Source organism: Fundidesulfovibrio terrae (genome assembly GCF_022808915.1).
Lineage (GTDB): Bacteria > Desulfobacterota > Desulfovibrionia > Desulfovibrionales > Desulfovibrionaceae > Fundidesulfovibrio > Fundidesulfovibrio terrae.
The window spans coordinates 112,426-124,184 of sequence record NZ_JAKZFS010000005.1 but is presented as its reverse complement, the minus strand read 5'-3'; the positions used below and the strand labels follow the sequence as shown (position 1 = coordinate 124,184).

Genomic DNA, 11,759 nt, shown 5'->3' with positions numbered 1-11,759 from the left:
AGCAGTGTGGGAATGTGTACTTAGCCCGTCCTGCCGCGAGGCAAGAAACGTGGCGAGGTAGCTCAGTTGGTTAGAGCATGCGGCTCATATCCGCAGTGTCGGGGGTTCAATTCCCTCCCTCGCTACCACGATTTTGAAAGGACCGGGTCATGACCCGGTCCTTTTTTATTTTCCTCGGCAAGCGCGCCCTAGCAGGCGCCAATGTGAAAGGCCCCACCGGAGTTTCCGGCGGGGCCTTTCTGGTTTGATTCGCTTTGCGGGTTAATGAGCCTTTTTCGCCCTTCTGCGCATGAAGGCCGCTCCTGCCGCGCCGATGCCCATGAGCAGCATGGTGCCGGGTTCGGGGACGGCGGCGGGCGCGAAGCCGCCGGTCAGGAAGAGCTCTTCGAAGCCGTCGTTGAGGCCCTGCATGCGGAAGTCGAACTCGATGGTGTTGCCGGCCGCGTTGAACAAGGCCAGGTTCATGGTGGGGGCGTACACGATGAAGTCCAGCTTGCCGCTTCCCTTGTTGTTGTCAACCGTGACGGACTGGAAGGGAGGCAGGGGGTTGGTCGCGGTGATGGTGCCGGGCGCGGTGACCCACGCGGTGTCCTCGAACTTATTGTCAGTGATGTTGTCGAAGGCCCAGCTGGCTATGACGGTGTTGCTCGCGTTGCGGACGCGCACCTGCCCGACAACCTGGAGATCGGGGCTGGCTCCGGTCTGGTTCATGTCAAAGTCGAAGATCGGGACGTTGGCCTGTGCGCCGAAAGTGGCGTGGAGATAGTCGAGCATGTAGCTCACCGGGATAGGGCCCGTACCCACCGGAATGTTGGTGGGGCCCCAGACGCCTGCGACGGAGGTATCGCCGCCGCCGGGCGCCGCCAGCGGATCGGGGAAGTTGAAGAGGCCACCGGCACCGACGCCGGTGTTGTTCGCGCCGTTCGCGCCAGTGTAAATCAGAACATCCAGTCCGCCCGTGCCGGTGTTGACGTCAAAGCCGGGCAGCCCGAAGCCGGTAAGGAGCTTGGCAGAATAGGAGAAAAAGTTATCATACTGGACTGCATAGGGCACTACGGGCGGCGGCAAAACCACCGGGGCGGCCATGGCCAGTTGAGCGAATGCCAGGCAGGACACCAGCGAGAGAAAAATCTGTCTGGATATTCTGATCATAATGTTGCCTCCATCATTTGGAATGCACAGCTGTGAGGAACGTAGCAACGTCTGTTCCAGCGCGGTACTTTCATTGCTCCATCAGTAATACTCGACTTTATGGGCGCCCTTGCTGGTGTAATCGCTGCGGTTTTTAGAGGGCGTCATTGCCAGCATTCCGGGAGACGCGAATGACGACCTCCGCCCATCCCCGATGGATATTGTAAACCTCCAGTGTCTTCGCGTCGGAAATGTTTACAGCGCACGCTTCTCACTCCAAAGGATATACCACGAAACGGAGTAAATGATTTCGTATGGTTACTTACAGTCCATGGTGTCCCATGGATCAAATTATCATTTAAGATCTGAGATGATTTAACAATTTAAAGACATCCTGGTCGCGCCCAGGATGTTCTGGTCCGGCTGCCTGTTTGGTAGTCATTCGCAACCGTACAGTATTTTTCAATCTTTCCCTTGCCTGCGCTCGTTTGCGCTGATGCGGTATCAAATGGTGAAGTGTTCTTCGCTGCCCCACCGGAATGTTCCCCCAGAGTTCGAGCAAGAGCCCTTAAAACACTAAAATATTTAATTAAAGCAATATAATGCAGTGAGTTTCATTCAAAATTCTTAGTTCGGCCGAAAAAGAAACAAGGAGTGTTTGTCGAAAAACATTACAGACTCGCCCCGGGGCTAACGGAGTTTATACTCGGCGCGGGCATGATGACGGCAAAGCCAGCCAATAGAAGGATTGAGTTGCGCGAGAGGACATACTCTCAATCAATACCATTTTGGTATGAATTCTAGCCAGTCCCCTCACTTTTGACCGGAAGGCCGTTCCGCTCACAGGGAGGCGCCTCCCTGTCGTCCTAAGCCAATACTCCGCGAACCGAGCATCCACGCCATCATTGTGAAAACGCTTTGCATTTGTGAAAAATTTAGTTAAGATATCTAAACACTACCGAAAAGGGATGGATTAAACTTCGGCCTATACGCCGGGGCATGCCACCCCCTCTCTTGAATCACTGGTTTCTCGATTCCCGTGCCCGCATGTGCGGCGCGGACCGGGGCGGGTGGACACGACCATCCGCCGTCCGGAAAGACCGGCCCTCTGGTGCGCAGGCCGGTCTTCAGGCGCAACCGGCGAACGTGTCGCCTGGCGCCACCCGATCACCGCGCGCATTCGCATGAGCGTCTACCCGGCGAAACGTCGATACACCATAAGGAGGAGATTCAATGAAACGTCTAGGGGGGCTTGCCTTACTCGTCACCTTGATACTGTGCAGCGCCGGTCTGGCCTCGGCCGCCACCGAAGTGAAGATGGTCGGCGACGCGCGCGTCCACGCCAACGCATGGTCCAAGCTCGACTACACCGGCTGGAACAGCAACGGCACCAGGACCGCCGATTCCTTCGTGATCTGGGAGCGCTTCCGCCTGCGCACCGACTTCATCGCCAACGAGGGCCTCAAGTTCCGCTTCGGCATCCGCCTGCAGAACAGGGTCTGGGGTAACGACACCCTGACCGTTGACAACCCCACTACCGCCATCGACGTCTACCAGGCGTTCCTGCAGTTCAAGTGGCCCGGCACCAATGTCGAATTCTCCATCGGCATGCAGGACTTCGACCTGCCCATCTCGTCGCCCATGCTGGCTTCCAGCCCGGTGATCGGCGGCACCCGCCTGGCCGCGGCCGCCGTGACCGTCCCCGTGTGCGACGCCTTCAAGGCCATCGGCGGCTTCGCACGCCTGCTGGACACCAACAAGGATTTCGATCCCTCCACCACCCAGAAGGCCGACGAGTTCGACGCCTATTTCCTGGTCCTGCCCGTCACCGTGCAGGGCTTCTCCGCCACCCCCTGGGGCATGCTGGCCGTGGCCGGACGCGACGCCGGCTACACCACCATCGGAACGGGTTCCATGCGCAACTCTTCCGAGACCCTGGCCACCAACCTTTTCTCCGCCGGCACCCTGCTGGCCCCCAGCGGCTTCAAGAACGCCCAGAACGTCTACTTCTGGGTGGGCACCGCCCTGTCCCTGACCGCGCTTGATCCCTTCAAGTTCTACGCGGACGTGATCTACGGCGAGGGCAACGCCTCCGACCGCGGCAAGAACCGCCGCGGCGGCCTGTTCTTCGACGTCGCCGCCGAGTACACCGGTTGGGACATGCTGACCCCTCAGCTGACCTTCTGGTACTCCACCGGCGAGGATTCCTCCATGCGCAACGGCTCCGAGCGCATGCCCACCGTGGTCCAGAACTGGGGTCCCAGCACCTCGTTCCTGTTCGACTGCAGCCAGCAGTTCGTGAACGGCCACATGGCCCTGAACCCCACCGGTTCCTGGGGCTTCGCGGCCAGCCTGAACAAGATCAGCTTCATCCAGGACCTGACCCATCGCCTGACCTTCACCTACGCCCGGGGCACCAACTCCCCCCGCGCCCTGCGTCAGGCCAACCTCCTCTGGGGCACCGGCAACTACGTGCAGATGGGCCGCGACCTGACCACCGACGAATACGTCATGGGCATCAACTTCGACAACGAATACAAGATCTACGAGAACCTCTCCGCCGTGGTGGAGACGGGCTGGGCCCACGGCCAGTTCCAGAAGTCCGTCTGGGGACGCCGCTTCGTGAACCAGACCGGCACCGACCCCTGGAAGGTGGCCTTCGGCTTCACCTACAAGTTCTAAGCAGTACCTTCGCCGGATGACGCGGGCGGCCGGGACATGTCCCGGCCGCCCTTTTTTATCCCCTTCTCCTCGAACGTCTTCCCGCGTCGTTTTCGGGATACCGGGTGTCGCAATTGCCGCTTGACCATATTCTCACGGATTTTCTAGAGACATGTTGAATCGGCAGAAAACCCCATCAACGGGAGGATCCCATGTCCCGCATGACCGCGATCCTTGCGGGCCTGTTCGTCCTGGCCTGCCTCTCCCCGGCCCACGCCGCCAGCCAGAAGGCCCTTGACCTGCGCAAGGCCGACGGGCTGAGCGAATTTTCCCCGCCCGAGGCGTTCCTTTCAGGGGGCTTCCTCGCCGACGAGATGGAGCCGTGTTACCTGTTCGGCTCGGTCAAGGAGTTCGTGGCCTCCCGCAAATGCCCCACGACATGGCTCATCGAGGAGGGCGAGAAGGCCCGCATCGCCAAGCCCGCATCGCCCGATGCGCCGCTCGAATACACGCTCTACCTCGAGGAGGACTGCCCGGACGGCGTGGTCCACTACGTCTTCGTGGACCAGAGCGCCATGACCCCCAAGCAGTGGATTGAATGGCGCAAGCAATTCCACAAGAGCAAGGCCGAAGGTGAGTACGGCGCCACCAAGGATCGCCTGGAAAAGGCCGTGTCCGAAGGAATGAAGATTTCCGGCGAACTGCGCTTCATCATGAAGAACGGCGAACTGAGCGGGAACAGAACTCCTGAGCAGACGCTGCGACAGGACATGAACTTCCCCGCCTGCTATGACCTCAAGCAGGGCGCGAAGCTGCCCAAATAGGTGGGGCTTGAGGTTCGCATGGCCAGGTCGCGCGCGAGCATGAGCGAGAAAAGGGTGGGATACGCCGTTCTGGGCCTTCTCGCGTGCCTTGCCGTCTGGCTCTTCGCGCAGCAGGCGTCGTTCAACCCGGCGGTGATCGTGGCCATGAACCACCCCAAGGGAGCGGGCAGGATCGTCACCGGCCAGCAGGGCGCAGCCCTGTCGCAGACGGCCGGTTTCCTCGCCGACCTCCAGGGTTTCCCTGCCCTCTCGCCCGTGGAGGGCTACACCCCGGAATCGCTCTCGGACAAGATCGACGGCAAGGCCGAGCTCTACCTGGCATCCAACTTCCAGGAGATGGCCTGCCGGGCCTTCGCAGCTGAGAATGCCGGAAACGCCCGGGTTGAGACCTTCCTCTACGCCATGGAATCCCCCAAGGATGCTTTCGCCGTGTTCAGCGGCCAGCGCCGCCCGGGAGCCGACCAGCTCCCCTTGGCCCAGAACGCCTACGCCACGGAAAACGCCATATTTCTCACCAAGGGGCGCTACTATCTGGAGTTTGTGGCCGACCACGCTTCGCCCGAGTTGCGCCCGGCCCTGGAGTCGCTGGCCCAGGCGCTCCTGGCCGCCCTGCCCGAGGACACGGCCCAGGGGGCGGAAACGGACCTGTTCCCTGCCGCGGGCCTGCGCGCCGACAGCGTTCGCCTGGCCGTCAGCGACGCCCTGGGCATGGAAGGCCTGGAGAACGTCTACACGGCGGAGTACGCGCTGGCCCCCGGCGAGGCGTCGGCCTTCCTGGCCGTGCGCGCCACCCCGGATGAAGCGCGCGCCCAGGCCGACGCGTACGCCCACTTCCTGGCCTCCAACGGATTCAAGGAACTCAAACCCGGCGAGGACCTTCCCGCTTCCCTGGCCGGAGCCAGGGTGCTGGTCCTGGAGGACATGCTCCAGGTGGTGATGGCCAAGGGCCGGGCGCTGGCCGGGGTGCACGACGCCGCAAACCGGAAAGCTGCTCTGGAACTGGCCGGACAGCTGGCGAAATCCCTCGAGGAGAAGAAGCCGTGACCAAGGACGGCGGGCGTATCGCCCCTGAAATTCCGGCCGGCCTGAACCGCCGCGACTTCCTGCGGCGCGTGGCCGGAGCCTCGGCCGTGGCCGCGGGTGCTTGCGTCCTGGGCCTGTCTCTGCGGGACGGCACAGGCCCCGCCGCGCTTCCCGAGGTGAAGGCCCTGCCCGGGCTTGGCGACTACGCCCTCAAGGACCTGGCCTCCGGGAGCCCCCGCATGGCCGTGGTGCGCGGAGCAGACCGGGCGGCCATGTTCGACCTGGGGGTGCGCGCCCTGGGCGGCATCGAGGCGTTCATCAAGAAAGGCGACCGCGTGCTCATCAAGGTCAACGCGGCCTTCGCCTCGCCGGCCGCGCTCGGAGCCACCACCCATCCGGAGCTCCTGACCGCGGTGGCCTCGGCCTGCGTGAAGGCCGGGGCGTCCCAGGTGTCCGTGACCGACAACCCTATCAACAACCCCGAGAGCTGTTTCGAGATCACCGGCCTCGCCGGGGCGGCCCGCCAGACCGGGGCGCGCATCGTCGTCCCCCGCGCGGGCCTTTTCACCCCCGCCACCCTGCCCGGCGCCAGGCTCATCAAGGATTGGCCGGTGCTGGCCGGGGCGTTCACCGGCGTCACCAAGCTCATCGCCCTGGCTCCCGTGAAGGACCACGCCCGGGCCGGAGCCTCGATGCTGCTCAAAAACATGTACGGGCTGCTGGGGGGCCGCAGAAACGTCTTCCACCAGGACATCAACGGCATCATCTCGGAACTGGCCCTCCTGACCCGCCCCACCCTGTCCATCCTGGACGGCACGGTGTCCATGATGTCCAACGGTCCCACCGGAGGCTCGCTCTCGGACCTCAAATCCACCGGAACCCTGGTGGTCACCACCGACCCGGTGGCGGGCGACGCCTTCGGGGCCGGGCTTCTGGGCCGCACCCTGGAGGACATCCCCTACATCCGCCTGGCCCAGGCCGCCGGGGCCGGGACCGCCGACTTCGCCTCGCTCAACCCCGTGTACCTGGACGCCGGAGCCTGACCCGTGCGCATCGCCACCGTCCGCCGCATAAGCCAAGGCTTCTTCCTTCTCGTCTTCCTGTGGTTCTGCGTGGCCGCCACGGTGGGCCCGCAGTGGTGGCAGCTTCGCGGCTGGCCCATCAACTGGATACTGAGCCTGGACCCGCTCACGGCCCTGTCCACGGTACTGGCCACGGGGACGCTTTACGCGCCGCTTCTCTGGGCGGTGGCGGCGGTGGCGCTTACCGCCGTGCTGGGGCGCTTCTTCTGCGGCTTCGCCTGCCCGCTGGGGACGCTCAACCAGCTGACCGGCTGGGCCTCGCGCCTGGGAACCACGCGGGAGGCCCGCATCCGGGACAACGCGCACCATCTCCTGCACGGCTTCAAGTACCTCCTGCTGGCCTTTTTCCTGGCCTGCGCCGCTTTGGGATCGGTGCAGAGCGGCCTCCTGGACCCGCTGCCCCTCTTGCACCGCTCCATCAACCTGACCCTTCTGCCCCTGGCCGACCGGGGCATGGAAGTCTTGAGCGACGAGCCCCGGGCCTACGAATCGGCCTGGCTCATCGGCATGGTGCTCGTGGCCGTGATCGGGCTCAATCTGTTGCGCCCGAGGTTCTTCTGCCGCTTCCTGTGCCCGCTGGGAGCCCTGTTCGCCCTAGCCGGGCGCTTCGCACCCTGGCGCATGGGCAAGGTGGAGGCCCACAAGTGCGGCGACTGCCGCCTGTGCGAGGAATACTGCGAAGGCGGCTGCCGCCCCTCGGGCGAACTCGTCGCCAGCGAATGCGTGCTGTGCATGAACTGCCTGGAGCGCTGCCCGGCCGGGCGCATGGGGTTCTCCCCCAAGCCGTCGGCCGCGGGCGAGCTTCCCGTGACATCGATATCGCGGCGCGGGGCAATCACGGCCGTGGCCGCCGGGGTGTTGGCCGTCCCCTTATGGAAAGTGGGAGCCCTGGCCTCGTCCGACCGCGACGCCTCGCTCATCCGTCCTCCGGGCTCCCTGGACGAGGAGCGCTTCCTTGCCCGTTGCATCCGCTGCGGCCAGTGCATGCGGGCCTGCCCCTCCAACATCATCCAGCCCGCGCTGTTCCAGGCGGGCGTCCAGGGGCTCTGGACACCGGCGCTCAACTTCCGCATCGGGCGTAGCGGATGCCAACCCAACTGCGTCGCCTGCGGCCAGGTCTGCCCCACGGCGGCCATCCGGCCTTTGAGCCTGGAGGAGAAGCACGGCGTGGGCGACTTCGCGCCGCAGGGCCCGGTGCGCCTGGGCACGGCCTTCGTGGACCGCTCCCGCTGTCTGCCCTGGGTCATGGACCGCCCCTGCATCGTCTGCCAGGAGCTCTGCCCCGTGAGCCCCAAGGCCATCCACACCCGTACCGTCTTCGAGACCGTGCGGGGAGGAGTGGCCGGTGTGGCCCGCGTCCAGGGAGACGTCCTGGACCTTCTGACCCCAGCGCCGCCCGCCCTCAACCTGGGCAGCGGCGACTACGCCGTGCGCCCAAGCGCCGCGCCCGGAGCGGCGCCGCGACGCATTCTGGCCCAGGCCGGATCGCGCCTCACCCTGGACAGGCCGCCTGCTGGCTGGGCGGACCCCGCCCGGGGCGACAAGGTGGACATCGTGGTCCGGCTGCAGCGCCCCTTTGTGGACCCGGCCCGTTGCATCGGCTGCGGCATGTGCGAGCACGAATGCCCGGTGTCGGGGCTTCGGGCCATCCGGGTGTACAGCGAGAACGAATCGCGTTCGCGGTCCGGGCGGATGCTGGCTTAGTGTTGCAATCCACGACTCATCGCATATAGGAATAGCTCGAAATCCGACGACAACATCACGCCGCCAAAGCCGGTCACGGCAGGGAGGTCATCATGGACGATACGAAAAAAACGACGGGCCTTTCGCGCAGGGAATTCATGAAAGCGGCCGGAGTGTCCGGCCTGGCCGTAGGTATGGCCCCCGTAAGCGCCATGGCCGCGCAGGAAGCGCCCCCCCAGGCCGGTACCATGCCCAAGCGCAAGCTCGGCAAGACCGGGGTGGACGTCTCCGTGCTTGCCCTCGGCGGCATGTTCGACACCATCAACAACCAATTGCTGCTCAAGCAGGCCCACGCTTGGGGCGTCACCTACTGGGACACCGCCGAGGCGTACGGCAACGGACTCTCCGAGGAGGGCTACGGCCGCTATTTCGGCCGCAATCCCGACGCCCGCAAGGACATCTTCCTGGTCACCAAGATCGTGGCCAAGCAGGGCTCCGACAACACCGCCAGGCTGGACGCGGCGCTTAAACGCCTCCAGACCAACTACGTGGACCTCTTCTTCATCCACGGCATCTCCGGCATCGACGAAATGACCCAGTACAAGCAGTGGGCCGCGGACATGAAGAAGGCCGGCAAGATGAAGTTCTTCGGCTTCAGCACCCACACCAACATGGAAGACTGCATGCTGGGCGCGGCAAAGCTGGATTGGATCGACTCAGTCATGATCACGTACAACTACCGGCTCATGCACACCCCGAAGATGCGCGAGGCGCTGGACGCCTGCGTCAAGACGGGCATTGGGCTGGTGGCCATGAAGACCCAGGGCGGCGGCCCGGTGAAGACCGACTCCGAGGCCGAACTCAAAATGGCCGGACGCTTTATGGAGAAAGGCTTCACCGACAAGCAGGCCAAGCTCAAGGCCGTATGGGAGGAACCCGCCATAGCCAGCATCTGCTCCCAGATGCCCAACCTGACCATCCTTTCGGCCAACGTGGCCTCGGCCCGGGACAAGACCTCCCTGGCCCGCGAAGACGTGAAGGTCTTCGGCGAGCTGGCCGAAGCCACCAAGTGCGACTACTGCGCGGGCTGCGGCAGCATCTGCCAGGGCGCGGTGGGCGGACTGGTCGCCGTCAACGACGTCATGCGCTGCCTCATGTACTACCGCGACTACGGGGATAAGGAGCTGGCCCGCGAGGTGTTCGCCTCCCTGCCGGAAGAGACCCGGGCCAAAATGCTCACCGTGGACTACACCCAGGCGGAAAAGGCCTGCCCGCAGGGGCTGGCCATTGCGGAACTCATGCGCGACGCCTCGACGCTTCTGGCGTGAGGTGGTGAGAAGAGGCTCTTGAGGGGCTCAGCTGAGGCCCACCAGGGCGGAGTGATGCCTGGGTGAAGCCTTCAGCGCCCAAAAGAGGGCGAGCCCCTTTGGAATCCAATGTAATGATCGACGGGCGGCCCGGTTATCACGCCGGGCCGCCCGTTTTGACGTTCGGAAGAAGTGCAGGAGGCGCTAGGGCAGGGCCCGCATGCCGGGCCGGGTGGAGAGGGCCGGTCGCCTGCGCGAACCGCGTGCGCCCGAGTCGCCGTCGTGCATCTGGGCGATCAGCTCCTTGAGCTGTCCGGCCATGTCGGCCAGCTTGCCCACGATCGCCACGGTCTCGGACATGCCGGATTCAGTCTCGTGGGCCACGCCATTGACGTCGGAGAGGCTGCCATGGATGTGTTCCGAGGCCGACGACTGCTCTTCGGCCGCCGCAGCGATGCTCTGCACGTTCTGGGTGTTGACGCTGGTCAGGGCCACGATCTCCTCGAGCGACTTTCCGGACGCCCCGGCCAGCTCATTGGAGCGGTCCACCGCCGTGGCGGCTGCTTCCATGTCCCTGACGCTCTGGCCCACGGAATCCTGGATGGCCCTGATCTTACCGCCCACATCCTGGGTGGCTCCCATGGTCTTTTCTGCGAGCTTGCGCACCTCGTCGGCCACCACCGCGAATCCCCGTCCGGCCTCCCCGGCTCGTGCGGCCTCGATGGCGGCGTTGAGCGCCAGAAGGTTGGTCTGGTCGGCGATGTCGCTGATCACGTTCATGACCTGCCCGATGGACTGGGCCTGGGTCCCCAGCTCGTTCATGTTGGAGCGCAGGTTGGCGGTGACGCTGCTCACACGGTCGATGGCCTTGACGCTCTCGATGACGATGCCGGCCCCTTCGCGCGCCTTTTCCTGGGCCTTGCCCGCGCTCTCCGCGGCTTCGCTTGCGTTCCTGGCCACGTCCAGCACCGTGGCGTTCATCTGCTCCATGGCCGAGGCCGCCTCGGAAAGACGGTTTTTCTGAACCTCGGTGCCCTGCTTGACCTGCTCCACCTGGGAGGAGAGCTGTTCGGCATAGTCGCTCAGGTTGTCGGACAGGGTCATGGACTCGTTCGCGATGGAGCGGATCATGGTGAGCATGTCCTTGATCTGGTGCTCCTGGGCTTCGGCCTGGGCCTGGGCCTCCCGGGCCTGCCGGGAGAGCGCGTCGGCTTCCTCGGCCTTGCGGTCCGACTCGGCGATCTTGTCCTTGAGCCCAGCGACCATGGCCCCCATGGACCTGGAAAGTTGGCCTATCTCATCATTCTGGGACAGGACGCACTGCTTCGACAAGTCTCCACCGGCGATGACCGTGGAACATTCAGCAAGCGATTTCAGAGGATTGGATATGGCACGTGAAATCACCAGGCTGAGCACGACGGCCAAAGCCATGGAGACGACGGTAGAGACGTAGACCAGAAGCTTCGTGAAGTTGATATCCTCGATCAGATCCTTGCGGTTCGTGTCGATACCGGTCTTCACCTTCTCGCGCATTCCCAGCAGTATCTCCTGCACGGATGAGAGCGACTTGAGCGTCTGTATGTTGTAAACTTCCTCGGCTTTTTCCTGCTGCGCCTCTTTCTTGAGCTTCTGGATGGTGACGGCGGTGCCGTGGAGATCCTTGTGGGGCTGTTCTATGGAGGCCAGAAGGGGCTTGAGCTCCGGATTGACCTTTTCCAGTTGGGCACGTTCGTCGCTGTAGAACCAGCGCCCGAAGGCGCACTTGGTGGCGTCGGATGAAACCGTCAGCTCCGTGGCCTTGTGGTCGTGCACGAACAGACCGAGGGCCTGCGCCCATTTGAGGTGGTCGATCTCGCGCTGCAGCAGGGTCATGGACAGGTCATACTTCTGCATGGTGTCGTTGGCGTGGATGTCCACGTCGTTGACCTCCCGTGCCGTGCCCAGAAGAACCAAAAGAAATATGAACGTGACGCAAAAAAAACCGAGTTGAATCTTTCTTCCGATTCGCAGATCAGACCATTGCATGTTCGCCCACCCACGTTAGTACT

General features: G+C 63.8%; 8 protein-coding genes and 1 tRNA gene. 7 read left to right on the top strand and 2 right to left on the bottom strand.

The genetic code is table 11. The features are described 5' to 3' along the window. Window positions 1-51 precede the first annotated feature (51 nt). A tRNA-Met gene (locus ML540_RS15275) sits at window positions 52-128 on the top strand. 133 nt (window positions 129-261) lie between these two features. Here ML540_RS15275 and ML540_RS15270 read toward each other — a convergent pair. Then, a complete protein-coding gene (locus ML540_RS15270; protein ID WP_243363099.1) occupies window positions 262-1,152 on the bottom strand; it encodes a PEP-CTERM sorting domain-containing protein in 891 nt (296 codons plus the stop codon). Window positions 1,153-2,364: 1,212 nt separating this feature from the next. On the opposite strand from ML540_RS15270, the gene ML540_RS15265 reads away from it, so the two are divergent. From ML540_RS15265 to ML540_RS15240, 6 genes are all read left to right on the top strand, one after another. Then, entirely contained in the window at window positions 2,365-3,813 is a 1,449-nt protein-coding gene (locus ML540_RS15265) for an outer membrane homotrimeric porin (RefSeq protein WP_243363096.1), read from the top strand. A 191-nt stretch (window positions 3,814-4,004) separates the two neighbouring features. Then, entirely contained in the window at window positions 4,005-4,616 is a 612-nt protein-coding gene (locus tag ML540_RS15260) for a hypothetical protein (RefSeq protein WP_243363094.1), read from the top strand. Between the two features lie 18 nt (window positions 4,617-4,634). Continuing rightward, the gene (locus ML540_RS15255; protein WP_243363092.1) at window positions 4,635-5,660 is read left to right on the top strand and encodes a DUF6599 family protein; all 1,026 of its coding nucleotides are present in this window, start codon (window positions 4,635-4,637) and stop codon (window positions 5,658-5,660) included. Beyond that, window positions 5,657-6,682, top strand: coding sequence for a DUF362 domain-containing protein (locus ML540_RS15250; protein WP_243363090.1), 1,026 nt, complete (start codon window positions 5,657-5,659; stop codon window positions 6,680-6,682). Before ML540_RS15255 ends, ML540_RS15250 begins: the two co-directional genes overlap by 4 nt. A gap of 3 nt (window positions 6,683-6,685) precedes the next feature. After that, on the top strand, window positions 6,686-8,425 hold the full coding sequence (locus ML540_RS15245; protein WP_243363086.1) for a 4Fe-4S binding protein: 1,740 nt from the start codon (window positions 6,686-6,688) through the stop codon (window positions 8,423-8,425). A 92-nt stretch (window positions 8,426-8,517) separates the two neighbouring features. Further along, complete coding sequence (locus ML540_RS15240) at window positions 8,518-9,732, top strand: aldo/keto reductase (RefSeq protein ID WP_243363083.1); 1,215 nt, start codon at window positions 8,518-8,520, stop codon at window positions 9,730-9,732. Window positions 9,733-9,915: 183 nt separating this feature from the next. Here the strand turns inward: ML540_RS15240 and ML540_RS15235 are convergent, their stop codons facing one another. Continuing rightward, window positions 9,916-11,628, bottom strand: coding sequence for a methyl-accepting chemotaxis protein (locus tag ML540_RS15235; protein WP_243363081.1), 1,713 nt, complete (start codon window positions 11,626-11,628; stop codon window positions 9,916-9,918). Window positions 11,629-11,759 lie beyond the last annotated feature (131 nt).

Bases quoted from the DNA above. Each gene is read 5' to 3' on its own strand.
- ML540_RS15265 (WP_243363096.1), top strand. From the start codon at position 2,365: ATGAAACGTCTAGGGGGGCTTGCCTTACTCGTCACCTTGATACTGTGC.
- ML540_RS15255 (WP_243363092.1), top strand. From the start codon at position 4,635: ATGGCCAGGTCGCGCGCGAGCATGAGCGAGAAAAGGGTGGGATACGCC.
- ML540_RS15240 (WP_243363083.1), top strand. From the start codon at position 8,518: ATGGACGATACGAAAAAAACGACGGGCCTTTCGCGCAGGGAATTCATG.
- ML540_RS15260 (WP_243363094.1), top strand. From the start codon at position 4,005: ATGTCCCGCATGACCGCGATCCTTGCGGGCCTGTTCGTCCTGGCCTGC.
- ML540_RS15270 (WP_243363099.1), bottom strand. From the start codon at position 1,152: ATGATCAGAATATCCAGACAGATTTTTCTCTCGCTGGTGTCCTGCCTG.